The 23,284-nt window shown below is 58.0% G+C and carries 26 protein-coding genes; 7 read left to right on the plus strand and 19 right to left on the minus strand.

All coding sequences use genetic code 11. From position 1 onward, the window contains the following. Positions 1–31: 31 nt before the first annotated feature. Positions 32–439: a Spy/CpxP family protein refolding chaperone gene (locus LGM20_RS02945; protein WP_032454162.1), complete on the plus strand. Its 408-nt coding sequence runs from the start codon at positions 32–34 to the stop codon at positions 437–439. Between the two features lie 73 nt (positions 440–512). Here the strand turns inward: LGM20_RS02945 and LGM20_RS02950 are convergent, their stop codons facing one another. After that, positions 513–680 (minus strand): hypothetical protein, encoded by a 168-nt coding sequence (locus tag LGM20_RS02950; protein ID WP_004206134.1) that lies wholly within the window; start codon positions 678–680, stop codon positions 513–515. 24 nt (positions 681–704) lie between these two features. Further along, complete coding sequence (locus tag LGM20_RS02955) at positions 705–1,406, minus strand: pirin family protein (protein ID WP_023291096.1); 702 nt, start codon at positions 1,404–1,406, stop codon at positions 705–707. Between the two features lie 104 nt (positions 1,407–1,510). On the opposite strand from LGM20_RS02955, the gene LGM20_RS02960 reads away from it, so the two are divergent. Beyond that, positions 1,511–2,407 (plus strand): LysR family transcriptional regulator, encoded by an 897-nt coding sequence (locus tag LGM20_RS02960; RefSeq protein ID WP_004144865.1) that lies wholly within the window; start codon positions 1,511–1,513, stop codon positions 2,405–2,407. Positions 2,408–2,446: 39 nt separating this feature from the next. On the opposite strand, the gene LGM20_RS02965 is transcribed toward LGM20_RS02960, so the two are convergent. From LGM20_RS02965 to LGM20_RS03015, 11 genes are all read right to left on the minus strand, one after another. Continuing rightward, positions 2,447–2,815: a DUF805 domain-containing protein gene (locus LGM20_RS02965; protein WP_017900662.1), complete on the minus strand. Its 369-nt coding sequence runs from the start codon at positions 2,813–2,815 to the stop codon at positions 2,447–2,449. 126 nt (positions 2,816–2,941) lie between these two features. Then, positions 2,942–3,928: a glutathione S-transferase family protein gene (locus tag LGM20_RS02970; RefSeq protein WP_023291095.1), complete on the minus strand. Its 987-nt coding sequence runs from the start codon at positions 3,926–3,928 to the stop codon at positions 2,942–2,944. Positions 3,929–4,007: 79 nt separating this feature from the next. Then, complete coding sequence (locus LGM20_RS02975) at positions 4,008–4,400, minus strand: DoxX family protein (protein WP_002917920.1); 393 nt, start codon at positions 4,398–4,400, stop codon at positions 4,008–4,010. Positions 4,401–4,760: 360 nt separating this feature from the next. After that, positions 4,761–5,057, minus strand: coding sequence for a YqjK-like family protein (locus tag LGM20_RS02980; RefSeq protein WP_023291094.1), 297 nt, complete (start codon positions 5,055–5,057; stop codon positions 4,761–4,763). After that, positions 5,054–5,452: a phage holin family protein gene (locus LGM20_RS02985; RefSeq protein ID WP_004206125.1), complete on the minus strand. Its 399-nt coding sequence runs from the start codon at positions 5,450–5,452 to the stop codon at positions 5,054–5,056. Before LGM20_RS02985 ends, LGM20_RS02980 begins: the two co-directional genes overlap by 4 nt. Positions 5,453–5,454: 2 nt before the next feature. Next, positions 5,455–5,760 carry an ElaB/YgaM/YqjD family protein gene (locus tag LGM20_RS02990; RefSeq protein ID WP_002917916.1) on the minus strand — a complete coding sequence of 102 codons (306 nt, stop codon included), beginning with the start codon at positions 5,758–5,760 and terminating at the stop codon, positions 5,455–5,457. A gap of 45 nt (positions 5,761–5,805) precedes the next feature. Continuing rightward, complete coding sequence (locus LGM20_RS02995) at positions 5,806–6,174, minus strand: DUF1090 domain-containing protein (RefSeq protein WP_004206124.1); 369 nt, start codon at positions 6,172–6,174, stop codon at positions 5,806–5,808. Between the two features lie 149 nt (positions 6,175–6,323). Further along, entirely contained in the window at positions 6,324–6,701 is a 378-nt protein-coding gene (gene mzrA, locus LGM20_RS03000) for an EnvZ/OmpR regulon moderator MzrA (RefSeq protein WP_072096611.1), read from the minus strand. Between the two features lie 8 nt (positions 6,702–6,709). Continuing rightward, positions 6,710–7,372, minus strand: a complete 663-nt coding sequence (yqjA, locus tag LGM20_RS03005; RefSeq protein WP_023291090.1) for a DedA family general envelope maintenance protein YqjA — start codon at positions 7,370–7,372, stop codon at positions 6,710–6,712. Positions 7,373–7,713: 341 nt separating this feature from the next. Next, positions 7,714–8,490, minus strand: a complete 777-nt coding sequence (gene exuR, locus LGM20_RS03010; protein ID WP_004206120.1) for a transcriptional regulator ExuR — start codon at positions 8,488–8,490, stop codon at positions 7,714–7,716. A gap of 130 nt (positions 8,491–8,620) precedes the next feature. After that, positions 8,621–9,922, minus strand: coding sequence for an MFS transporter (locus tag LGM20_RS03015; RefSeq protein ID WP_023291089.1), 1,302 nt, complete (start codon positions 9,920–9,922; stop codon positions 8,621–8,623). 480 nt (positions 9,923–10,402) lie between these two features. Between LGM20_RS03015 and uxaC the strand changes: the two genes are divergently transcribed. The 3 genes from uxaC to LGM20_RS03030 all read left to right on the plus strand — a co-directional run bounded on the left by uxaC (position 10,403) and on the right by LGM20_RS03030 (position 14,006). After that, positions 10,403–11,815, plus strand: coding sequence for a glucuronate isomerase (gene uxaC, locus LGM20_RS03020; RefSeq protein WP_023291088.1), 1,413 nt, complete (start codon positions 10,403–10,405; stop codon positions 11,813–11,815). 18 nt (positions 11,816–11,833) lie between these two features. Beyond that, on the plus strand, positions 11,834–13,321 hold the full coding sequence (locus LGM20_RS03025; RefSeq protein ID WP_044524824.1) for a UxaA family hydrolase: 1,488 nt from the start codon (positions 11,834–11,836) through the stop codon (positions 13,319–13,321). A 130-nt stretch (positions 13,322–13,451) separates the two neighbouring features. Next, positions 13,452–14,006, plus strand: coding sequence for a YgjV family protein (locus LGM20_RS03030; RefSeq protein ID WP_044524823.1), 555 nt, complete (start codon positions 13,452–13,454; stop codon positions 14,004–14,006). Between the two features lie 15 nt (positions 14,007–14,021). Here LGM20_RS03030 and sstT read toward each other — a convergent pair whose 3' ends face one another. The 5 genes from sstT to LGM20_RS03055 form a co-directional block, all read right to left on the minus strand. Then, positions 14,022–15,269 (minus strand): serine/threonine transporter SstT, encoded by a 1,248-nt coding sequence (sstT, locus tag LGM20_RS03035; protein WP_023291085.1) that lies wholly within the window; start codon positions 15,267–15,269, stop codon positions 14,022–14,024. Positions 15,270–15,536: 267 nt separating this feature from the next. Then, on the minus strand, positions 15,537–16,508 hold the full coding sequence (locus LGM20_RS03040; RefSeq protein ID WP_004188496.1) for a TerC family protein: 972 nt from the start codon (positions 16,506–16,508) through the stop codon (positions 15,537–15,539). Positions 16,509–16,780: 272 nt separating this feature from the next. Further along, the gene (locus LGM20_RS03045; protein WP_023291084.1) at positions 16,781–17,770 is read right to left on the minus strand and encodes a Gfo/Idh/MocA family protein; all 990 of its coding nucleotides are present in this window, start codon (positions 17,768–17,770) and stop codon (positions 16,781–16,783) included. A 73-nt stretch (positions 17,771–17,843) separates the two neighbouring features. Beyond that, entirely contained in the window at positions 17,844–18,344 is a 501-nt protein-coding gene (locus tag LGM20_RS03050; protein WP_032454156.1) for a M48 metallopeptidase family protein, read from the minus strand. A 19-nt stretch (positions 18,345–18,363) separates the two neighbouring features. After that, a complete protein-coding gene (locus LGM20_RS03055; protein WP_043520967.1) occupies positions 18,364–18,966 on the minus strand; it encodes a helix-turn-helix domain-containing protein in 603 nt (200 codons plus the stop codon). Between the two features lie 43 nt (positions 18,967–19,009). Here LGM20_RS03055 and LGM20_RS03060 point away from each other — a divergent pair, with 43 nt between their 5' ends. Beyond that, the gene (locus LGM20_RS03060; protein ID WP_044524821.1) at positions 19,010–19,717 is read left to right on the plus strand and encodes a B3/B4 domain-containing protein; all 708 of its coding nucleotides are present in this window, start codon (positions 19,010–19,012) and stop codon (positions 19,715–19,717) included. Positions 19,718–19,802: 85 nt separating this feature from the next. After that, positions 19,803–20,933, plus strand: a complete 1,131-nt coding sequence (gene rlmG / locus LGM20_RS03065; RefSeq protein ID WP_044524820.1) for a 23S rRNA (guanine(1835)-N(2))-methyltransferase RlmG — start codon at positions 19,803–19,805, stop codon at positions 20,931–20,933. Positions 20,934–21,207: 274 nt separating this feature from the next. Here the strand turns inward: rlmG and LGM20_RS03070 are convergent, their stop codons facing one another. After that, positions 21,208–23,229 carry an NADPH-dependent 2,4-dienoyl-CoA reductase gene (locus LGM20_RS03070; RefSeq protein ID WP_044524818.1) on the minus strand — a complete coding sequence of 674 codons (2,022 nt, stop codon included), beginning with the start codon at positions 23,227–23,229 and terminating at the stop codon, positions 21,208–21,210. Positions 23,230–23,284 lie beyond the last annotated feature (55 nt).

A 23,284-nucleotide genomic window follows, 5' to 3' on the forward strand; every position in this document is an offset into this window, starting at 1 on the left:
TTATCATGACGCACTTATACAGGATAATAAAATGACAAAAGTATCACGAGCTATATTATTGACCGCCGCCGTTGCAGGTTTTTCGCTGGCGGCGCAGGCCGCGGAAGTGACTGCGCCAGCTCCCGCTAAGGACCCTATCGTTCAGCACTTAAAACTGACTTCCGATCAGGTGAGCAAAATTAACAGTCTGCATCAGCAAATGGAAAAAAACGTTGAGCAGATTTCACAGCAAGACATTAAAGATGGCGCGCTGATTAACGTGATTGATTCCGGTAAATGGAATGAGAAAGCGGTGAAGGATCAGCTGGCGGCATTCAGTAAAATTGATCAACAGGTACGTTATTATCGCGTGAAGTACTATTTTGATGTGAATCAGGTACTGACGCCGGAGCAGCGCACCCAGGTGAAAAAAGATCTTGCCGACGCGCTGAGTGAATAATGCCATCAGCCCCTTTCGGGGCCGGTATTAGCGGCAGGCCACCAACGATAGCCGAATAATCCATGCTGCAGCTTCAGGCGAGACTTTCTTCATCCCGCAGGCGAATCTCCGCCTCGGCGACGATGGCTTCCAGTTCGCTAAGCATCTCATCATAACCAAAGCTGACGACGCCGACGGTTTCCGGCGGCGTCGGGGCAAGCGGCGTCGGAGACGCCTTTTTTCTGTTTTTCTTCTTACTCACTGACAGACTCCATCCCTTCCGTTGTTACACCGGTAAATCTATCAGCAATGCGCGCAGCGGCGTATCGGCGACGAGGGTAATGTTAGCTTCGTCACGAATAAATGCCCCATCACCACAGGTGAGAGCCTGTTTGGGTTGTTCCTGCGCGACGGCATGGACGGTGCCGTGGATCGACTGCAGGTAGGCGCGCGGACCATGCAATTGCACGTTGATCTGCTCACCTTTTTCCAGCGCGATATGATAGACCCAGGCCTGCTGGCGAAGCTGGAGGCTATTATTCCCCCCATCCGGTGAGGCCAGCAGCTGTAGCGGCGCGTTGGCGACCTCGATTTTCTGCTGCAGCGGGTTTTCCCGCTGCGGGCAGGCATCGAGCCATAGCTGCATCCGCGTTAACGACTGCTCTTTGCTCAGATTGTGCTCGCTATAGCTCACGCCAGGCTGAGTGGCGATAATCAACGCGTCGCCGGCCCTGGCCTGCAGGTGATTGCCGTCGCTGTCGCGATACTCCGCTTCGCCTTCCAGAATCAGGTTCAGGATATCGACCTTGGGATACGTTCTGGCCTGGAACGAGGCCCCGGGGGCCAGCACTTCCTGATTGAGAACGCGTAAAGACGCGAAGCCCAGTAATTTTGGGTCGAAGTAGTGGCCAAAGGAGAAGGTGTAGCGGGCCTGCAGCCAGCCGAAGTCTGCTTGTCCGCATTGTTTGGCTGTTCGGGTAGTAATCATGTTCTTGACCTCTCTTTACACTAAATCAATGGTAAAGGTATGGACGCTGTATTGTTAGCCAGATATTCTGCGCGGTATGTTCAAATTTCCTGAATGAGAAAGCGATGGCTAAAGAGAGAGCATTAACGCTGGAAGCGTTACGCGTGATGGATGCGATCGACCGTCGCGGGAGCTTCGCTGCCGCGGCTGATGAGCTGGGACGCGTGCCTTCCGCCCTGAGCTACACCATGCAAAAACTGGAGGAAGAGCTGGACGTGGTGCTGTTTGACCGCTCAGGTCATCGCACAAAGTTCACCAACGTCGGGCGTATGCTGCTGGAGCGCGGTCGCGTGCTGCTCGAGGCGGCGGACAAGCTCACCACCGATGCCGAAGCCCTGTCTCGCGGCTGGGAAACTCACCTGACGATCGTCACCGAAGCGCTGGTGCCCACGCCGGATCTGTTTCCGCTGATTGAGAAACTGGCGACCAAGTCCAATACCCAGCTGTCGATTATCACCGAGGTGCTGGCCGGCGCCTGGGAGCGGCTGGAGCAGGGGCGGGCGGATATCGTTGTCGCGCCGGATATGCATTTTCGTTCTTCCTCGGAGATTAACTCGCGCAAACTCTATTCGGTGCTCAGCGTGTACGTCGCGGCGCCGGACCACCCGATCCACCAGGAGCCTGAACCGCTCTCTGAGGTCACCCGCGTGAAATACCGTGGCGTCGCGGTGGCGGATACCGCGCGCGAGCGGCCCGTTCTCACCGTTCAGCTGCTGGATAAACAGCCGCGCTTAACGGTGAGCACCATTGAAGATAAGCGCCAGGCGCTGCTGGCCGGATTAGGCGTGGCGACCATGCCCTATCCGCTGGTGGAGAAGGATATTGCTGAAGGACGCTTGCGGGTGGTCAGTCCGGAATATACCAATGAAATTGACATTATCATGGCCTGGCGACGGGACAGCATGGGCGAAGCGAAGTCCTGGTGCTTGCGTGAGATCCCTAAGCTGTTTGCCGGCAGATAGTCGAGGACACTCCTCCCGCTAGCGGGAGGAGCAGGAAGATCAGTAGGAAAAGGGTTTTGGATCGGGCCCGAATCGGTTGTTGCCTTCCGTTCCGCGCTGGCAGTTAAAGATCAGGATCACCAGCCAGCCGATGACCGGGATCAACAGCAGCAGCAGCCACCATGCCGAACGGTCGGTGTCGTGCAGACGCCGAAACTGCACCGCCCACCATGGTAAAAAGACCAGTATGCCATAGATGGTCGTCAGAATGCCTTCGCCGCCCGCCCGCTGCCAGCCCAGCATTTTATCGATGATGCTCAATACGCCGGTCAGGATGAGGTTGACCAGAATAAACATCCAGTACTCTTTGCGCCGCGCACGGCCGCCAAATCCTATATAGTTTTTTAATACCTTGAGATACCAGTCCATTTCTACGCCTCAATTAACCGTCAATCACTTGTTTTTTAAGCGATCGCAATAAGAATAGACGTGAATGAATGGTGGGTAAATATCTGTTTTCTGAATTATTGGGCGCCATCACTGGCGCCCGACGGATCAACGGAAGCGCTGGTCGCGACCGTGTGGTTCGCTGAGATCCTGCTGCGGCCCAATGGAGATGATGCCGGTAGGGTTAATGGTTTTATGGCTGCGGTAATAGTGGTGACGAATATGCGGAAAGCTCACCGTCTCCGCGATACCCGGCATCTGGTAGATGTCGCGCAGGAAACCGTAGAGATTGAGATAATCGCTGATGCGTCGTTTGTCGCATTTAAAATGGGTCACATACACCGGGTCGAAGCGTACCAGCGTCGTCCACAGGCGAATATCCGCTTCCGTCAGCTGATTGCCCGTCAGGTAACGATGCTGACCGAGGATCTGCTCCAGCCGCTCCAGCGAGGTAAACACCGCATCCACCGCTTCGTCGTAAGCCTGCTGACTGGTGGCAAAGCCGGCTTTATACACGCCGTTATTGACGTTGTCATAGATCCAGCCGTTCAGTTCATCGATTTTTTCCCGCAGCGCCGGCGGGTAGTAATCCCCGGCTCTGGCGCCCAGGCCATCGAAGGCGGTATTAAACATACGGATGATTTCTGCCGACTCATTGCTGACGATGGTCTGCTGTTTTTTATCCCATAGTACCGGGACGGTGACGCGACCGGTGTAGTGCGGGTCGGCGTGCAGATACAGCTGATAGAGAAAATCGTGCTGATAAAGGGTGTCACCGGTGGCTTCCGGGAAGCTGTCGTCAAAAGTCCAGCCGTTTTCCAGCATCAGCGGATTGACCACGGAGACAGGGAGAAAAGGCTCCAGTCCTTTCAGCTTACGCATAATTAACGTGCGATGCGCCCACGGGCAGGCGAGAGAGACGTACAGATGATAGCGATCTTTTTCCGCCGCAAATCCCCCTTCACCACTCGGGCCGGCCGCGCCATCGGCGGTGAGCCAGTTACGGAAGGCGGAAACGGAACGCTTAAAACGCCCACCGGTGGATTTTGTGTCATACCAGGTATCCTGCCAGACGCCGTCGACTAATTGTCCCATCTTTATTCCTCCTTCAGACTTCAGATAGCAAAAGCGAGGAGTGGTCTCCTCGCTTTTTCATTCATTCAGTATAGTGCGCTTACCATTTCTTATTCAGTACACGGTCGATACTGAAGGCGCCCGGTCCGGTAATGGCCAGCAGCAGGTAACCGCCAGCGATGGTCAGGTTTTTCATGAACATCAGGGAGTTCACGCCTTCCGCAAAGTTGCTGTGGAACAGGAACGCGGTCAACAGCGTAAAGCCTGCGGTGAACAGCGCGGTGGTCCGGGTCAGGAAACCGAACAGAATCGCCAGTCCGCCGCCGAATTCAAGGAGAATGGTCAGCGGCAGCAGCGCACCCGGTACGCCCATGGCTTCCATATACTGCTGGGTTCCCGCATAACCGGTGATTTTGCCCCATCCTGCAGTGATAAACAGAATCGGCATCAGAATGCGCGCTACCAGTACACCAACATCTTCTAATTTTTTCATTTCTTACTCCAGAAAACCCAAAGGGCGGCGGTTTTGTTTTTTAGCGCAATCCCGCGTAGTTACGCGGTGTTGCTGTCGATGGAGAGGATAGTAGCGAGGCGGAGAGGGAATTGTTAGCAAGGAAAACTGTAGATCTAGTTCAAAGTTTCTGAGTAATCGGTAAGAGGGGGCGAAAAATGCCTCAGCGCGATAGGTCACGACCGGCGCTGGTAAAGGCCTGGCCGGGCGGAATGGCATGGGATCAGAGGGCTGGCTGACCGCGGATGGCGGCCAGGGGGCAAGTTTTTACGCACGGCGTTGCGTATCGGGCGAGGAAGTGGCAGAGCGGGGCGCCGGGAAAAGCGCCCGCGCTCCGGGCGGCTAACGGACTGCCGACTGGCGCAGGATCCCGCGGACCAGCCGCCAGGTACTCCATAAACCCAGTCCGCGTTTGGTCCAGCGCATTAAAAAATGCGGGTGTCGGACGGACCACACGGCCATCAGACCGCTGCCCACCATCAGCCACGAACGTAAACTTAGCAGCGTATGCCAGCCGCGGTCTAAGGGCGCCGTCGCTTCCAGCCAGTGGCGGCGACAGGCGCTCAGCTCCAGCCGTTGCTGCTGGATCTGGCGCAGCAGCTGCGCCTTTTGCCGTTCACGCTCCTGTCGGCCATTCATGGTTTATCTTCCTCCAGAAGGGCACGGTCGTTCTCCAGCTCTTTTCGCGTCAGGCGCAGCAGCGTGGAGCGTCGGGCCTTACGTAAGGTAAGGATACCGACAATCGCGGCGGCGAGAAGCAGCACGACGGTGGTGGCGATCATGACGTGCAGGCGGTACTGAGCGTCAACGGCCCAGATAACCAGCACCAGCAGACTCATGAGGCCAAACGCGGCAAACAGCAGCGTCAGTCCGGTCATGATCAGCAGCTGGAAGAGGTTGGCTTTCTCCTCCTCCAGCTCCACGACGACCAGGCGCAGCCGTGTTTCCACCATTTCGACCAGCAGCGTAACGATACGCTGGCCAATGGAGAAGACGCGCTGACCCGGCCCCTGCGTGTGTTGAGTATTCGCCATAATCAGCGACGCGACAGCAGGACACCCAGCACCAGCCCGACGGCGGCGCCAATCCCGACCCCTGTCCACGGATTTTCGCGAACATAATCATCCGCTCGCGCGGCGGTCTCACGAGTTTGACGCAGAATCGCTTCGCTGGTCTCACCCAGACGGGCGCGGCTCTCTTTCAGCGCGCTCTCGGCTTTACTGCGCAGTTTACCCATCTCTTCTTTCGACTTGTCCGCCGAGGAATTCAGTACTTCCTCCAGGGTGTCCGCCAGCGTTTTCAGTTCTGCACGAAGGTCGTCAGTCACATTCTCTTTAGCCATGTCGTTCTCCTGTAGCGTGGTCCGTATTGCGAAAGTTAATAGTGATTAGTAATCCCGAGACTCCAGCGTTTTCAACTCCTGTTGCGCTTCATTGAGTTTATGCTGGCGTTTGTTGATTTTGTCCGCATCGCCTTTCTTCCGGGCTTCCTGCAGATCGCGCTGACGTTCAGCGATCTCTTCCCGCTGTTTGGCAATTTTTTGCTGATGATCGGCTTTGAGTTTACTGTCGCTGCAGTTCTCCCGTACCTGGCGTAGCGCGGTATTTAGCCCATCAATGCGACTTTGATTGTGATGCTTTTCGGCATAGCTGATCTCTCGTTGAATATCCTGCTCTTTTTCCTGGCAGGGAGAGGCGGCTATGGCGCTGGCGCTAAGTGAAGACAGGGCCAGAAGCAGAGCGATGCGGTGTTTCATGGATAGTACCTTCCATTGTCTTAGGGGATACCCGGAGGATAAACCCGTTCCCGTTGGTAAACGTGAATGCGTTGATTCACGCAGGTTTAAGCATAGTAACAAATGCGGGAAACCACCAGACTGCGTTGAAAACGCAGTCTGACGGCCGTTTACCCGAGCCGATGCGGCGCGTCGCGCAGGCGGGATAACCAGGCGGTGGGCGAGTTATCGTCTTCCAGCAAGGCGATAATATAACCATGAGGCAGAGCGCGGCCGAGAACCTCTTTCGCCGCCGCGCCCTGGGCGGTGGAATCAAACTTAATCAGCAGGCCATCCTTTTGCGGCGTAATGCTCTTGAAGCGGATACCGTTGGCGTCGAGGTGATGCCAGACGGAGAAACCATCCGGCATACTGACGCCCTGTCCAACCGGACGGATCGCCAGCGTGGCCTCTTGCTGCTGCACCGCCAGCCAGAGCCAGAACAGCGCGCAGAGCAGAAGAGAGCCACCCAGCAGCCAGCTGAGCTGGCGCAGGGAAGGGCGTTTTATGACCATCATTAGCCCCGGCTTCTGTATTTTTTCTTCCACAGCACCACCAGCGAGCCGACCAGTCCGAAGACCAACAGCGCAACCGGCAGGAGCATCAGGCAGGACATCAGCTGATCTTCATACTTAAGGAATACCGGGGTTTTGCCCAGCAGATAGCCCAGCGAGGTCAGGATGAGCACCCACAGCAGGCCGCTCATCCAGTTAAAGAACTGAAAGCGGGCGTTATTGAGGCCGGAAAGCCCGGCGATGGTCGGCAGCAGCGTGCGCACGAAGGCGATGAAGCGGCCGATCAGCAGCGCGGAGAGCCCATGTTTATGAAACAGGTGATGCGCGCGCTGATGATAGTGAGAGGGCAGATGCGACAGCCAGTTTTGCACGATCCGCGTATTGCCCAACCAACGCCCCTGGATGTAGCTCAGCCAGCAGCCGAGGCTGGCGGCGGCGGTGAGCAGCAGCAACGTTTCCGGAAAGCCCATCGCCCCTTTGGCGATCAGCACGCCCACGAGCACAAGCAGGCTGTCCCCCGGCAAAAACGCGGCAGGCAATAACCCGTTCTCAAGGAACAAAATCATAAACAAGACAAAATACAGCATGCCAATCATGGAGGGATTCGCGAGCGTTTCGTAATCCTGAGCCCACAAGGCATTCAATAACTGGGTTAATAGTTCCATTCACGATTCCTGGTACATCGGTTAACGGCACGTCTGAGCGCGCGGCATGTAGGGCGACAAGATTTTTATGAGATTATGGTCGCTGCTTCGGCGCTCTGAACGCTTCCCTGTATAAAATTGAAGTAAGTCGATACCTACTCCCAGAACGGCAAAATGCATCTAATTGTAACAAATCACCTGACTTTCCGTCAGAGAAATTGCAAGGTGTTGCTCGTTGATTTTGCTGATTGCGGCGATGGGAGGCGAGAGGATTTACACAGGCTGACACTATATATGTTTTGCTTACCCCAGCCTGCATGGGGAACAGGCGCGCAGGGGCCGCGCGCCGGGGGGATAAAGGCTTATTTCGCGCCGTTGGCCGCTGTATCGAGATGAACCACCGGGTTTTCGGCAAATAAGTAGCGATCGGCATTAAATTCAAAGTCGTCGCTGGTTTCGTTAAACAGCATTTGCTTGGTATTTTCCAGATGCTGCCACATCGCCAGTTTGGCGGCGTTCGGATCTTTACGCAGCAGAGCCTTCAGGATCTGATCGTGGTCGTCGCACCAGTTATCGACGGTGCGCAGATCGATATGCTCATGCAGCTTTTTCCAGTACGGGTTATGCACGCGCTGGGTCCACATTTTTTCCACGATCGCCGCCAGGGCGCTATTCTGCGTGGCCAGCGCCACCTGGACGTGAAACTGCAGATCCCATTCGGAGTCGCGGAAACACTTCTCGTTGCGCGCTTTCTCCTGAATCTCCATCAGCTTCATGATGTCCTGCTTGGTCACCTGAGTGGCCGCGAATTCGGCGATATTGCTTTCAATAAGCTGCCGCGCCTGCAGCAGCTCAAAGGGGCCATAGTTGGCGAACTCCAGGCTTTCATCGGCCACCTGCTGGTATTTCGGATGGTTGGAGATGACGTGAATGCCCGACCCTTTGCGGACTTCGACATAGCCTTCCACTTCCAGCATGATAATGGCTTCACGAACCACGGTGCGGCTAACGTTTTTTTCATCGGCGATAAAGCGCTCGGCGGGCAGCTTATCCCCTACAAGGTAGACACCTTGTTCGATGCGCGTCTTCAGCTCAGCGGCAAGTTGCTGATAAAGACGGCGTGGTTCAATGATTTCCATATTCGCTCCCGCAAGATGGCGACAATATTCGATTTGTTATACCACTTTTACGCGATTTCCACCACTGGCAGGGATGAAAAAGCCGCCTGAGAAGGCGGCTTGGCAGGCGATCACCTCAGTATAAGCGTCTCTAACTCTGGGTGGCCGGTTTGCGGCTGCTAAGCGGCGTCGTGTCATCGTCAGCCGGTTTGTTTTTCAGCACCGTCCAGATGACCAGCGCGCCCAGCAGGTCAAAGACCGCCAGTACCGCAAACAGCGGGCTGAAACCGATGGTGTCTGCCAGCGCGCCGACGACCAGGGCGAACATGGTGCTCGCCAGCCAGGCGGCCATCCCGGTCAGACCGTTGGCGGTAGCGACTTCGTTACGGCCAAAGACGTCGGAAGAGAGGGTAATCAGCGCCCCGGACAGCGCCTGGTGAGCAAACCCGCCGATGCACAGCAGGGCAATCGCCACGTACGGGCTGGTGAACAGGCCGATCATCCCCGGGCCAATCATCAGCAGGGCACCCATGGTGACCACCATTTTACGCGACACGATCAGGTTAACGCCGAACCAGCGCTGGAACAGCGGCGGCAGGTATCCACCGACGATGCAGCCGAGGTCGGCGAACAGCATCGGCATCCAGGCAAACATCGCGATCTCTTTCAGGTTAAAGCCGTAAACCTTAAACATGAACAGCGGGATCCAGGCGTTAAAGGTCCCCCAGGCCGGCTCGGCGAGGAAGCGCGGCAGGGCGATACCCCAGAACTGACGGTTGCGCAGGATCTCCCACGGCGACATTTTCTTCGCATTATTGGTCTGGTGTTGAGACTCCTGGCCGCCAATGATGTAGTCGCGTTCTTCGTCAGATAATTTCTTCTGGTCGCGCGGGTGTTTGTAGAAGATCAGCCAGGCGATGGCCCAGGCGAAGCTCAGAACCCCGGAGATAATGAACGCCATCTGCCAGCTGTGCATGACGATCGCCCACACCACCAGCGGCGGCGCGATCATGGCGCCTATAGAGGAACCTACGTTGAAGTAGCCCACCGCGATAGAGCGTTCTTTTGCCGGGAACCATTCGGAGCTGGCTTTCAGCCCGGCGGGGATCATCGCCGCTTCCGCCGCGCCCACCGCGCCGCGGGCCAGCGCCAGTCCGCCCCAGCTGCCGGCGAGGGCGGTCGAGCCGCAGAATATCGCCCAGGCGATAGCGAAGAAGGCATAGCCGACTTTAGTCCCCAGAATATCAAGGACATAACCTGCGACAGGCTGCATGACGGTATAGGCAGCGGAATAGGCTGCAATGATATAGGAGTACTGTTGGGTCGAGATGTGTAACTCTTCCATCAGCGTCGGCGCGGCCGCCGCCACGGTGTTACGGGTCAGGTAGCCCAGCACGGTGCCCAGCGTCACCAGTGCGATCATGTACCAACGTAACCCTTTAATTTTACGCATGTAAACCTCATCGTCTGTAATTTCTCCGCACCAGGTGCGGCCTCTCCTGACGGCGATACGCGGTCAGGAAAGCGAAACGGAGGGTTCAGGAGGGCGGTCCCCTCTGGCCCGAACCTTACCATCAGTTGTTATGTAAAAAGTCGGTATCCATTCCGTATAAGCCGATGCCATAAACACCGGTAAAGCATTCCGTCGGTTTATATGTTGCGACGGCAGAAAGATAACTTGTCATACAACTTTAAAAGTTGAGTGCTGTCACAAAAGCGGGAAAGTTAGTGTGGTCTTTATGATTGGCGAAGAAAGCCAGATACGGCGCGCCCTGGCGAGATGTTTGCCGCGCGCAGACGGTTTTTTTTATCAGCGTTTATTGATCTAACTCACGAAAAACAGTTCGGTCTGTAGAAATTGGTGTGATAACTTTGTCAGCATTGTAGTCAATCATCTGAAAGGCTCCCGCTCCGGAGCGAAGAGGACACACGAATGACACCGTTTATGACCGAAGATTTTCTACTCGATAGCGAATTTGCCCGCCGCCTGTACCACGATTACGCCAAAGATCAGCCTATTTTCGACTACCATTGCCACCTTCCGCCGCAGCAGGTTGCCGAAAATTACCGTTTCAAAAATCTGTATGACATCTGGCTGAAAGGCGATCACTATAAATGGCGCGCAATGCGCACCAACGGCGTGCCGGAGCGTCTGTGTACCGGTGATGCCTCCGATCGCGAGAAATTTGACGCCTGGGCAGCCACCGTGCCTCACACGATTGGCAACCCGTTATACCACTGGACCCATTTAGAGCTGCGTCGCCCATTTGGTATTACAGGTAAGCTGCTGTCGCCTTCCACCGCCGATGAGATCTGGGACCAGTGCAATGCGTTACTGGCGCAGGACGCTTTCTCCGCCCGCGGGATCATGAAGCAGATGAATGTGAAGATGGTCGGCACCACCGACGATCCGATTGATTCCCTGGAACACCATGCGGTTGTCGCCAAAGACACTTCATTTGATATCAAGGTGTTACCGAGCTGGCGCCCGGATAAAGCGTTCAACATCGAGCAGGCGACCTTCAATGACTATATGGCTAAGCTGGGTGAAGTGTCCGACACCGATATTCGCCGTTTTGCGGACCTGCAAAGCGCGCTGACCAAACGTCTGGACCACTTTGCCGCTCACGGTTGCAAAGTCTCCGACCACGCCCTGGACGTGGTGCTGTTTGCGGAAGCGACTGACGCCGAGCTGGACGCCATTCTGGCGCGTCGCCTGGCTGGCGAAACCCTCAGCGAACGCGAAGTGGCGCAGTTCAAAACCGCGGTGCTGGTGTTCCTCGGCGCAGAGTATGCCCGTCGCGGCTGGGTGCAGCAGTACCACATCGGCGCGCTGCGCAATAACAACCTGCGTCAGTTCAAACTGTTAGGCCCGGACGTTGGCTTTGACTCGATCAACGATCGCCCGATGGCTGAAGAGCTGTCTAAGCTGCTGAGCAAGCAGAACGAAGAGAACCTGCTGCCGAAAACTATTCTCTACTGCCTGAACCCGCGCGATAACGAAGTGCTGGGCACCATGATCGGTAACTTCCAGGGCGAAGGGATGCCGGGCAAGATGCAGTTCGGCTCCGGCTGGTGGTTCAACGATCAGAAAGACGGCATGGAGCGGCAGATGACCCAGCTGGCGCAGCTCGGCCTGCTGAGCCGCTTTGTCGGGATGCTGACCGACAGCCGCAGCTTCCTCTCCTACACCCGCCACGAATACTTCCGTCGTATTCTGTGCCAGATGATCGGCCGTTGGGTGGCCGCCGGCGAAGCGCCTGCGGATATCGCGCTGCTGGGCGAGATGGTGAAAAACATTTGCTTTAACAATGCGCGTGACTATTTCGCCATTGAACTGAACTAAGACCAGAGGTCGGTTGATATGCAATACATCAAAATCCATTCGCAGGATAACGTCGCGGTCGCGCTGGCGGATATGACGGCCGGTAGCGTGGTGACGATCGACAATGACCCGGTCACCCTCGGTCAGGATATCGTTCGCGGACACAAGTTTGCACTGCGCGCTATCGCGAAAGGGGAAAACGTCGTTAAGTATGGGTTGCCGATTGGCCATGCGCTGGCGGATATCGCGCCGGGCGAGCATGTCCATGCGCACAATACGCGCACCAATCTCAGCGACCTTGACGCGTATCGCTATCAACCGGAGCAGGTTGCCCAACCGCCGCAGCCAGCGGATCGCGAAGTGCAGATTTATCGTCGCGCCAATGGCGACGTCGGGGTGCGCAATGAGCTATGGATACTGCCGACCGTCGGCTGCGTCAACGCCATGGCCCGTCAGATGCAGAACCGTTTTCTGAAAGAGGCGAACGGCGCCGAAGATATCGATGGGGTGCATCTCTTCAGCCATACCTACGGTTGCTCACAGCTCGGGGACGACCACATCAACACCCGCACCATGTTGCAGAATATGGTCCGCCACCCGAACGCCGGAGCGGTGCTGGTGGTGGGCCTTGGCTGTGAAAACAACCAGGTGGATGCTTTTCGCGAAACGCTGGGCGAGTATGATCCGCAGCGCGTGCACTTTATGGTTTGTCAGCATCAGGACGATGAAGTGGAGGCGGGGGTGGCGCATCTCCACCAGCTGTATGACGTGATGCGTCAGGATAAACGTCAGCCGGGCAAGCTGAGCGAGCTGAAGTTTGGCCTCGAGTGCGGTGGGTCGGACGGCCTGTCCGGCATCACCGCTAACCCGATGCTGGGGCGCTTCTCAGACTATGTGATCGCCAACGGCGGCACCACCGTACTGACCGAAGTGCCGGAGATGTTCGGCGCCGAACAGCTGCTGATGAGCCACTGCCGCGACGAAGCGACCTTCGACAAGCTGGTGACCATGGTCAATGACTTTAAGCAGTACTTTATCGCTCACGACCAGCCTATTTACGAAAACCCTTCGCCGGGCAACAAGGCCGGGGGGATCACCACCCTCGAAGATAAGTCGCTGGGCTGTACCCAGAAAGCGGGCTCCAGCCAGGTGGTGGATGTCCTGCGCTACGGCGAGCGTCTGAAGGTACATGGTCTGAACTTGCTGAGCGCGCCGGGCAATGATGCCGTCGCCACCAGCGCGCTGGCCGGCGCCGGCTGCCATATGGTGCTGTTCAGCACCGGCCGCGGCACGCCGTACGGCGGCTTTGTGCCGACGGTGAAGATCGCCACCAACAGCGAGCTGGCGGCAAAGAAAAAGCACTGGATCGACTTCGATGCCGGACAGCTGATCCACGGCAAAGCGATGCCGCAGCTGCTGGAGGAGTTCGTGGACACCATTGTGGCTTTCGCCAACGGCAAACCGACCTGTAATGAGCAGAATGACTTCCGCGAGCTGGCCATCTTTAAAAGCGGTGTTACCCTGTAAAGGCGCATTCATATTGGCGCCCGGGCGGCGTTGATCGCGCATTGGCCTGATAGCGCAGCGTCATCGGGTAAGCAATAGCGGCGTTTCAGCCTGTGAAGCGCCGTTTGTTTTTTTCTCTCAGGGAGCTTTCATGACCGCATATTGGCTGGCCCAGGGCGTCGGCGTCATCGCCTTTCTTATCGGCATTACCACCTTTATCAACCGCGACGAACGTCGCTTCAGGCTTCAGCTGGCGGTCTATAGCGGCGTTATCGGCGTCCATTTCTTTCTGATGGGCGCCGCGCCTGCCGGGATGAGCGCTGGGCTTAATGCGCTCCGCACGGTCATTTCCCTGCGCACCCGCAGCCTGTGGGTGATGACGCTCTTTATCCTGCTGACGCTGATCCTCGGCCTTGGCAAGCTGCAGCATGCTATGGAGCTGCTGCCGATTATTGGCACTGTCGCCAGCACCTGGGCGCTGTTTCGCTGTAAAGGGCTGACCGTCCGCTGCGTGATGTGGTGCTCCACCGCCTGCTGGGTGACGCATAACCTGTGGCTGGGTTCCATCGGCGGGACGCTGATTGAAGGCAGCTTCCTGATCGTCAACGGCCTGAATATTATTCGCTTCCGCCGGATGCAAAAGCGGGGTATCGATCCGTTCAGGGTTGAAAACGCGGTGCAGGAAGAGAGCCCCTCCGCGCGGTAGCGGAGGGGAAAGGCATTAGCTACGCAGGGCGTTTTTCGCCAGCTGGTCGTCTTCCGCCATGCAGGCGGCGGCGGTAAACAGGGCGTCGGTGGAGGAGTTCAGCGCGGTTTCGCAAGAATCCTGCAGCACGCCGATAATAAAGCCGACGGCAACCACCTGCATCGCCACATCGTTCGGAATACCAAACATATTACAGGCCAGCGGGATCAGCAGCAGCGAACCGCCCGCCACGCCGGAGGCGCCGCAGGCGCACAGCGAAGCGACCACGCTTAGCAACAGCGCCGTCGGCAGATCCACCGGAATATTCAGCGTATGGACCGCCGCCAGCGTCAGCACGGTGATCGTGATTGCCGCGCCCGCCATATTGATGGTTGCCCCCAGCGGAATGGAGACCGAATAGGTATCGCGATCCAGGTTCAGTTTCTCACACAGCGCCATATTCACCGGAATATTAGCGGCGGAGCTGCGGGTGAAAAACGCGTAGACGCCGCTTTCGCGCAGGCAGGTCAGCACCAGCGGATAGGGGTTGCGGCGGAGCTTCCAGAACACCAGCAGCGGATTAATCACCAGCGCTACCAGCAGCATACAGCCCACCAGCACCAGCAGCAGCTGGGCGTAACCCCACAGGGTTTCAAAACCGGTGGTCGCCAGGGTGGAAGAGACCAGACCGAAGATCCCCAGCGGCGCAAAGCGGATCACCACTTTAACGATAAAGGTCACCGCGTGGGAGACATCGTTGATCAGGTTTTTAGTGGTGTCGTTACCGTGACGCAGGGCGAAGCCAAGGCCCACCGCCCACACCAGAATACCGATATAGTTGGCGTTCAGCAGGGCGTCGATCGGGTTGGACACCATGCTCATTAGCAGGCCGCGCAGCACCTCAACAATCCCCGACGGCGGCGTGATGCTGTCGGCGGCGGTGGTTAAGTGCAGGGTCGAGGGAAAGACAAAACTGAACAACACCGCGGTCAGCGCCGCGCTGAAGGTGCCCAGCAGATAGAGAAACAGAATGGGGCGGATACTGGTTTTTTGTCCGTGCTGATGGTTGGCGATCGAGGCCATGACGAGCATCAATACCAGCACCGGCGCTACCGCCTTTAACGCGCCGACGAACAGGGTCCCCAGCAGGCCGACGGCGATGGCCGCAGGCTTAGAGACCAGCGCCAGCAGCACGCCAAGTACCAGGCCGACTAAAATTTGTTTCACCAGGCTGCCTTGTGCCAGGCGGGAAAGCCACCCTGATGAGGGAGTGCGTGTGGTCATAATTCATTCCTTCCAGTGATGTAGCAAGCCATCCCAGCCACGTATTATTTGTTACGTTTATGTCAGGATGTAAGTATATGTTTGCATAGTCGAGTATACGGAAAGAATGACGAGCGGGAAGCGCAAAATACTGTGATTTTAATCTGGATCTTATTTTTTAACTATGTAGCAACATAATTGTGACATGAGCAGGCATTATCGTTACGAAAAGATCTGCTATAGCCGATTACCGCGCCGCCAGCGGGGGCCGACGGCGCGCCAGGCAGGTTACTCAGGCAGTTTGCGCTGCTTGTCGTGCTGCTTGTTGACCCAGGCGTTAATCAACAGCGTGACGGTCAGGATACCACCCACGACCCCCAGCGAGATGGCGACCGGGATATGGTAGAAATCGACGATCAGCATCTTCACGCCAATAAACACCAGGATCACCGACAGGCCATATTTGAGCATTGAGAAGCGCTCAGCGACCCCCGCCAGCAGGAAGTACATGGCGCGCAGGCCGAGAATGGCAAACAGGTTCGAGGTCAGCACGATAAACGGGTCGGTGGTGACCGCGAAGATCGCCGGGATACTGTCGACGGCGAATATCACATCGCTCAGCTCGACCAGAATCAACACCAGCAGCAGCGGCGTGGCGAACAGCACCCCGTTTTTACGGGTGAAGAAGCGCTCGCTCTCGATTTTATCGGTCATTCGCAGATGGCTGCGGATCCAGCGCACCAGCGGTTTGTCGCCGATGCCGGAATCGTCCTCTTTCGCCAGCGCCATCTTCACGCCGGTAAACAGCAGGAAGGCGCCGAAGACGTACAGCAGCCAGTCGAACTGGGAGATAAGCCAGCTACCGGCGAAGATCATAATGGTGCGCAGAACAATCGCCCCGAGGACGCCATACACCAGCACCCGGCGCTGCAGAGCAGGCGGCACGGCGAAGTAGCTGAACAGCATCAGCCAGACGAAGACGTTATCGACCGCCAGCGCTTTTTCAATCAGATAGCCGGTGAGGAAGGCCAGGGCCTGCGGATCGGCGACGGCGCGGCCCTGGGTTTGCACCAGATACCACCAGAACGCGGCGTTAAACAACAGAGAAAGTGTGACCCAGAGGATAGACCAGCCAGCGGCCTGCTTCATGGTCATGCTATGCGAACCGCGTCGTCCCTGAAGCAGCAGGTCGATCGCCAACATGATCGCGACGACGACAGCGAATCCACCCCATAGCAACGGCGTGCCGACAGTATTCATTTGATATTCCTTACATAAAAACAAAAACGGCTGACGTCGGAAGACGGCAGCCGCTGCGCTTTTATGCATAGACCTCGCCTTCCGGCAAGGTCTCACTTACAACAACCAAAGTTCATCGCGATGGGCTTTGGTAATTGCCCGGCGACCGGATGCGGTGTTACACGCATCGTAATGACGATCGGCCGGCAAGGAAGTTACTCCCCTTTGCTCGTAACAAAATATGTCACGGGGCGGTTTTCGTCAATGGCGGCCAGACGGGCCTTTACACTTTTTTACGCCAGCGGCTGCGTATCGGCCGGGAAGATCACCCCAGTCTGGCGACGAATTTCGCTCGACAGTTTCGCCGTGATACGGCTCACTGCCAGGCCCGGATGGTCGACATCCTCTGTTTCCACCAGCCGCGCGAAGGTCTCCGCCTCATACAGCATAGTATTGATATGCTGCGGCTGCGTCAGGTCCTGGGCTTTGCCGCCGCGCGGCACAAACGCCAGCTTCTGGCACTCGGAGATTTTTTCGATCACTAATACGCCGTCTTCGCCCTGAATTTCACTGGGGATCGCCGAGTCGCTCACCTTGGAATGATGCAGCGTCACGTCGAAGTCGCCGTAGCTCAGCACCACGGTGCCCTGGGCGTCCACGCCGCTGTCCAGCAGGCTGGCGGTGGCATGAACGGCCCGCGGTTCGCCCCACAGCGCCACAGCGGACGCCAGGCAATAGAAGCCGATATCCATAATCGAACCGTTGGAGAACGCCGGATTAAAGGTGTTGGGGTTTTCGCCGTCGAGATAGCGCTGGTAGCGCGAAGAGTACTGGCAGTAGTTAATGAAGGCTTTACGCAGTTTACCCACTTTGCCGAGGGTTTCCTTCAGCAGCAGAAAGTTGGGCAGGCTGGCGGTTTTGAAGGCTTCAAACAGCACCACGTTGTTGGCTTTCGCCACCGCGATGGCCGCCTCGACCTCCTGCAGATTCGACGCCAGCGGTTTTTCGCAAATGACGTGCTTTTTGTGGCTCAGGAACAGCCGCGTCTGCGGGAAGTGCAGGGAGTTCGGGCTGGCGATATATACCGCGTCAATGGCGTCGCTTTGCGCCAGCGACTCCAGCGAGGTAAACAGATGCTCGACCGGATAGTCATTGGCGAAGGCTTGCGCCTGTTCGAGGCTGCGGGAGTAGATGGCGGTAAGTTTATATTTGCCGGTTTCATGGGCGGCATCGACAAACTGCTTAGTGATCCAGTTTGTGCCAACAACTGCGAAACGTATCATAAACGGTGACGAACTCCATTAAAGGGAACCTGTCGTCACTCTATCATGCCCCCATGACAAAACCAGTGCGTGACTACGCAGAACGATTTAACGAAAGGTGCGTCAGCCACAGGCGGGTGTCGAACTCCAGCTGATGGTACTGCGGCTCCATATGGCAGCACAGCTGGTAGAAGGCTTTGTTGTGCTCCTTCTCTTTCAGATGCGCCAGTTCATGGACCACGATCATCCGCAAAAAGTCCTCCGGCGCGTCGCGAAATACCGTCGCCACGCGGATCTCCGCTTTGGCTTTCAGCTTGCCGCCCTGAACGCGGGAAATGGCGGTATGCAGGCCGAGCGCATTGTTCAGCACGTGGATCTTACTGTCGTACATCACTTTGTTGATCGGCGCCGCGCCGCGCAGAAAGCGGTTTTTCAAATCCTGGGTGTACTGATATAGCGCTTTATCGCTGTTAACGTCGTGCCCATGCGGATAGCGCTTTTGCAGCACCTCCCCAAGGCGGTTTTGCTCGATTAACGTGGTCACCTGCGCCAGCAGCGATTCAGGATAGCCCTGTAAATAAATGAGTTTTGTCATCGTCTTATCATTATGTCTGTCAGGAGGGCAGTTCAGCCACGGTCATGGTAAAGACCAGCGGCGCGGGCCCCGCATTCCGGTACCCGTGCTCTGTTTCGGTACGGGCCACCGCGGATTCCCCGGCCGCCACCGTGCGGCAGGTCTCGCCAAGCGTCAGCGTCAGCGCGCCGGCTTCCACGTGCAGCAGCTCGAAGGTCGTCGCCGGATGGCCGGGCGAGGTAAAGGCTTCGCCGGGCTGCATCTCCCAGCGCCACAGCTCTATCATATTCGGCCCGGCGGTGCCGGCGAGGAGCCTGGCGCTGCCCCCCAGCGGGCCTTGCCAGAGGGTGGGGATCTGCTCGGCGGGAATAATATGCAACGCGGGTTCGCTAGCCACATTGACAATATCCGCCACCGAGACGCCCAGCGCGGCGGCGAGTTTGCAGAGGATCGCAATGCTGGGGTTGGCGGCCTCTTTTTCCATCTCGACCAGCATGCCTTTGCTGATGCTGGCCCGGCGCGACAGCTCGTCCAGCGACATTTTTTTCGCTTTACGGTAGGCCTTCAGCCGCGTGGCGACGGCGCGACTTACCTGGTCGACATCAGATCCTGAATCGGTCGTTATATTGACTTTTACGTTCATTGGTCACTATGATGAAACAAATTGGTCATTACAGGATTATCGAATGCGTAGCGTAACGCCGTCAATCGAATCTGCGGTCAGCCGCCTGGCGCCGGGCTTTCGGGCATTAAGTATTGTGGTGGAGAGCGCGCCGGTGGCCAATCCCGCCGTCGCGGAACAGGCGCTGGCCGAGGCCTGCCTGGCGGTGCAGCAGGATGATGTGCCCTGGGCGCAAGCGCACCTGGCGGCATGGGATGAAGCGTTCAGCGCCTTCGGCGCGAAGGCGAAACGTACCCCCTGTTCGGCGCAGGCGCTGCGCAAGCGGGTGCTGAAAGAGGGGAGCCTGCCGGCCATCGATCCGGTGGTGGATATCTACAACGCGATCAGCATTCGCTATGCCATCCCGGTCGGTGGGGAAAATCTGGCCGCCTACCGTGGCGAACCGCGGCTGGCCATTGCCCGCGGCGATGAGCCATTCGATACGCTGAAATCGGCAGAGCCGGTGGTGGAATATCCGGAGCCGGGCGAAGTCATCTGGCGGGATGATATAGGCGTAACCTGCCGACGCTGGAACTGGCGGCAGGGCGTACGCACCCGGCTGGACAGCGGCGCGCAGACGATGTGGTTTATTCTCGAAAGCCTGCCGGCGATGCCGTTGTCGGCCCTGCATGAGGCGGGAGAGCAGCTGGTAGGCTATCTGCAGCAGCTGATGCCCGGCGCCCGCGCCTCGATAACGCTGCTGCGAGCCGATGACGAGGGCGATCTACGCTGAGCGGCGATGATCAGCGATCTCTCTTCAACTGGACAGGATTTGCGTATAAACTCGCGGGTTTTACTATTCCGGAGGCGGAGAGGCGATGAGCCAGGCAGAGTTAAACGGTGAGTTATTCACATTAGAGCGGTTCCCACCTAACGCTGAAGAAGAAGCGCTTCAGGCGTGGGAAGCGGCGGATGAATATCTGCTGCAACAGGTGAATGACGTCGACGGCCTGACGCTCATCTTCAACGACGGCTTCGGCGCGCTCGCCTGCGCGCTGGCGGAACGCAACCCGGTGAGCATCAACGACTCCTTTATCTCCGAGCTGGCGACCCGCCACAACCTGCGGATGAACGGCATTGATGAAGAGAGTGTGCGTTTTCAGGATAGCCTGAGCCCGCTGCCGGCCGCGCCGGCGCTGGTGCTGATTAAGGTGCCAAAGCAGCTGGCGCTGCTGGAACAGCAGCTGCGCGCCCTGCGCGAAGTGGTGACGCCGGAAACCCGCATTATCGCCGCGGCGAAAGCGCGCGATGTGCATAACTCGACGCTGGCGCTGTTTGAAAAAATCCTCGGCACCACCACCACCTCGCTGGCGTGGAAAAAAGCGCGTCTGATCCACTGCGTTTTCACCGCCCCTGAGCTTGCCGATGCGCCGCAAACCTACAGCTGGAAGCTGGACGGCACGCCGTGGACCATCCACAACCATGCCAACGTCTTTGCCCGCAGCGGTCTGGATATCGGCGCGCGCTTCTTCCTGCAGCATTTACCGTCTGATTTAGAAGGCGAGATCGCCGATCTCGGCTGCGGCAACGGGGTAATAGGCCTGCAGGCGCTGGCGCAGAACCCCCATGCCCGCGTGATGTTCACCGATGAGTCGCACATGGCGGTGGCTTCCAGCCGGTTGAACGTTGAGCACAACCTGCCGGACGATATTGACCGTTGTGAATTTATGGTCAACAACTCGCTCTCCGGCATTGAGCCGGACCGCTTTACGGCGATCCTGTGCAATCCGCCGTTCCACCAGCAGCACGCCATTACCGACCATATCGCCTGGCAGATGTTTAACGACGCCCGCCGCAGCCTGAAATACGGCGGTGAGCTGTACGTCGTCGGCAACCGTCATCTCGACTACTTCCGTAAGCTGAAGCGCGCTTTTGGTAACTGCACGACGATTGCGACGAACAATAAGTTTGTCATTTTGAAAGCAACGAAGGTGCGTAAACAGCGCTGATCCGTGTGGCTATTTCCCCGGCTTGCGGCTGTCGCCTTAGCCGGGCTACCGACTGTCGCCTTAGCCGGGCTACCGACTGTCGCCTTAGCCGGGCTACCGACTGTCGCCTTAGCCGGGCTACCGACTGTCGCCTTAGCCGGGCTACCGACTGTCGCCTTAGCCGGGCTACCGACTGTCGCCTTAGCCGGGCTACCGACTGTCGCTTTAGCCGGGCTACCGTTCGGGATTATCGTGGTAGCCCGGGGAAGGCGCATCGCGCCGCCCCCGGGACACGCTAAATCGCCAGGGCCAGCTTCGTGCCCTGGGCAATCGCCCGGCGCGCATCCAGCTCCGCCGCCACGTCGCAGCCGCCGATCAAATGCACCGTTTTCCCCGCCGCGCGCAGCGGATCCGCCAGCTCGCGGCGCGGCTCCTGACCGGCGCAGATCACGACATGATCCACCGCCAGCAGCTGGCGCTCGCCGCCGATCGTCACGTGTAATCCCTCATCATCGATCTTCTCATAGCTGACCGCCGGGATCATTTTCACGCCGCGCGCCAGCAGCGTGGCGCGGTGGATCCAGCCGGTGGTTTTGCCGAGCCCGTCGCCCGGTTTGCTCGCCTTGCGCTGCAGCATCACAATCTGTCGCGGGCTTTGACTCAGCTGCGGGCCTTCAGGACGCAGCCCGCCCGCCGTCCGCAGGCTGGTATCGATACCCCATTCGCGACAGAACTCGCCGATATCCTGGCTGGTGGCCCCCCCCGACTGGCTTAAATACATCGCGGTGTCGAAGCCGATGCCGCCGCAGCCGATAATCGCCACCTTCGCGCCAACCGGCGCTTTATCGCGTAAGACATCCAGGTAGCTGAGCACCTTGGGATGATCGATCCCGACGATCGCCGGCAGGCGCGGGGCAATGCCGGTGGCGAGGATCGTCTCATCGAACGCCAGCAGATCGTCTGCCGTGACGCGGGTGTTCAGACGTAGATCGACGCCGTTAAGATCGAGCATTCTACGGTAGTAGCGCAGGGTTTCATGAAACTCCTCTTTGCCGGGGATCTGTTTGGCGATATTAAACTGGCCGCCGATCTCCGGGAGGGCATCGAACAACGTGACGTGATGACCGCGGGCGGCGGCGTTAACCGCGAAGGCCAGACCGGCAGGCCCGGCGCCGACCACCGCCAGCCGCTTAGGGGCGTTGGCAGGCAGGACCGGCATCAAGGTTTCATGGCAGGCGCGCGGGTTGACCAGACAGGAGGTGACTTTGCCGACGAAGATCCGATCGAGACACGCCTGGTTGCAGCCGATGCAGGTGTTGATCTCATCGGCGCGATCGCTCTGCGCTTTCGACATAAATTCGGCATCGGCAAGGAACGGGCGGGCCATTGAGACCATGTCGGCATCGCCGCGGGCGAGGATCGCCTCCGCGACCTGCGGATCGTTGATGCGGTTGGTGGTGATCAGCGGGATCGACACCGCGCCCTTCAGTTTGCGGGTGACCCAGCTAAAGGCGCCGCGCGGTACCGGAGTGGCGATGGTCGGAATGCGCGCTTCGTGCCAGCCGATGCCGGTGTTGATGATCGTCGCCCCCGCCGCCTCGATGGCTTTGGCCAGCGCGGTGACTTCCGCCAGCGTGCTGCCGTCGTTAACCAGATCGAGCATCGACAGACGGTAGATGATAATGAAATCGTGTCCGGCGCGCTGGCGCACGGCCTTGACTACTTCAACGGCGAAACGCATCCGGCGCGCGTAATCGCCGCCCCATTGATCGTTGCGCTGGTTAGTGCGCGCGGCGAGGAATTCGTTAATCAGATAGCCCTCAGAGCCCATCACCTCCACGCCGTCATAGCCTGCTTCCCGCGCCAGCTGGGCGCAGTGGGCAAAATCATCGATCAGCGTGAGGATCTCATCGTGGCTCAGCTCATGAGGGGTGAACCGGTTAATCGGCGCCTGCAGAGAAGAGGGGGCGACCAGCGCGGGCTGGTAGCTGTAGCGCCCGGTGTGCAGGATCTGCAGGGCGATTTTACCGCCTTCCTGATGTACCGCGTCGGTGATCTGGCGATGATGCGCCAGATGGCTGGCATCGTTGAGTACTGCGCCGCCGGCCATGGTCACCCCGGACGGGGCGGGCGCGATGCCGCCGGTGACGATCAGCGCCACGCCGTGCCGCGCGCGCTCGGCGTAAAAGGCCGCTAACCGTTGCGCGCCGTCGGGCAGTTCTTCCAGACCAGTATGCATGGAGCCCATCAACACGCGGTTTTTGAGGGTGGTGAAGCCCAGCTCAAGCGGGGCGAAAAGCGACGGATAGCGGCTCATAATGGCTTCCAATGTAAAATTATTGTTATGTGGTCGGATGAGTTACTAATTTAGC

It is taken from the genome of Klebsiella quasipneumoniae subsp. quasipneumoniae, from assembly GCF_020525925.1.
In the GTDB taxonomy this organism is placed as follows: Bacteria; Pseudomonadota; Gammaproteobacteria; order Enterobacterales; family Enterobacteriaceae; genus Klebsiella; species Klebsiella quasipneumoniae.

Excerpts from the sequence above, each read along its gene's own strand:
- LGM20_RS02945 (WP_032454162.1), top strand. The coding sequence starts at position 32 with ATGACAAAAGTATCACGAGCTATATTATTGACCGCCGCCGTTGCAGGT.
- LGM20_RS02955 (WP_023291096.1), bottom strand. The coding sequence starts at position 1,406 with ATGATTACTACCCGAACAGCCAAACAATGCGGACAAGCAGACTTCGGC.
- LGM20_RS02960 (WP_004144865.1), top strand. The coding sequence starts at position 1,511 with ATGGCTAAAGAGAGAGCATTAACGCTGGAAGCGTTACGCGTGATGGAT.
- LGM20_RS02965 (WP_017900662.1), bottom strand. The coding sequence starts at position 2,815 with ATGGACTGGTATCTCAAGGTATTAAAAAACTATATAGGATTTGGCGGC.
- LGM20_RS02970 (WP_023291095.1), bottom strand. The coding sequence starts at position 3,928 with ATGGGACAATTAGTCGACGGCGTCTGGCAGGATACCTGGTATGACACA.
- LGM20_RS02975 (WP_002917920.1), bottom strand. The coding sequence starts at position 4,400 with ATGAAAAAATTAGAAGATGTTGGTGTACTGGTAGCGCGCATTCTGATG.
- LGM20_RS02980 (WP_023291094.1), bottom strand. The coding sequence starts at position 5,057 with ATGAATGGCCGACAGGAGCGTGAACGGCAAAAGGCGCAGCTGCTGCGC.
- LGM20_RS02985 (WP_004206125.1), bottom strand. The coding sequence starts at position 5,452 with ATGGCGAATACTCAACACACGCAGGGGCCGGGTCAGCGCGTCTTCTCC.
- LGM20_RS02990 (WP_002917916.1), bottom strand. The coding sequence starts at position 5,760 with ATGGCTAAAGAGAATGTGACTGACGACCTTCGTGCAGAACTGAAAACG.
- LGM20_RS02995 (WP_004206124.1), bottom strand. The coding sequence starts at position 6,174 with ATGAAACACCGCATCGCTCTGCTTCTGGCCCTGTCTTCACTTAGCGCC.
- yqjA (WP_023291090.1), bottom strand. The coding sequence starts at position 7,372 with ATGGAACTATTAACCCAGTTATTGAATGCCTTGTGGGCTCAGGATTAC.
- exuR (WP_004206120.1), bottom strand. The coding sequence starts at position 8,490 with ATGGAAATCATTGAACCACGCCGTCTTTATCAGCAACTTGCCGCTGAG.
- LGM20_RS03015 (WP_023291089.1), bottom strand. The coding sequence starts at position 9,922 with ATGCGTAAAATTAAAGGGTTACGTTGGTACATGATCGCACTGGTGACG.
- uxaC (WP_023291088.1), top strand. The coding sequence starts at position 10,403 with ATGACACCGTTTATGACCGAAGATTTTCTACTCGATAGCGAATTTGCC.
- LGM20_RS03025 (WP_044524824.1), top strand. The coding sequence starts at position 11,834 with ATGCAATACATCAAAATCCATTCGCAGGATAACGTCGCGGTCGCGCTG.
- LGM20_RS03030 (WP_044524823.1), top strand. The coding sequence starts at position 13,452 with ATGACCGCATATTGGCTGGCCCAGGGCGTCGGCGTCATCGCCTTTCTT.
- sstT (WP_023291085.1), bottom strand. The coding sequence starts at position 15,269 with ATGACCACACGCACTCCCTCATCAGGGTGGCTTTCCCGCCTGGCACAA.
- LGM20_RS03040 (WP_004188496.1), bottom strand. The coding sequence starts at position 16,508 with ATGAATACTGTCGGCACGCCGTTGCTATGGGGTGGATTCGCTGTCGTC.
- LGM20_RS03045 (WP_023291084.1), bottom strand. The coding sequence starts at position 17,770 with ATGATACGTTTCGCAGTTGTTGGCACAAACTGGATCACTAAGCAGTTT.
- LGM20_RS03050 (WP_032454156.1), bottom strand. The coding sequence starts at position 18,344 with ATGACAAAACTCATTTATTTACAGGGCTATCCTGAATCGCTGCTGGCG.
- LGM20_RS03055 (WP_043520967.1), bottom strand. The coding sequence starts at position 18,966 with ATGAACGTAAAAGTCAATATAACGACCGATTCAGGATCTGATGTCGAC.
- LGM20_RS03060 (WP_044524821.1), top strand. The coding sequence starts at position 19,010 with ATGCGTAGCGTAACGCCGTCAATCGAATCTGCGGTCAGCCGCCTGGCG.
- rlmG (WP_044524820.1), top strand. The coding sequence starts at position 19,803 with ATGAGCCAGGCAGAGTTAAACGGTGAGTTATTCACATTAGAGCGGTTC.
- LGM20_RS03070 (WP_044524818.1), bottom strand. The coding sequence starts at position 23,229 with ATGAGCCGCTATCCGTCGCTTTTCGCCCCGCTTGAGCTGGGCTTCACC.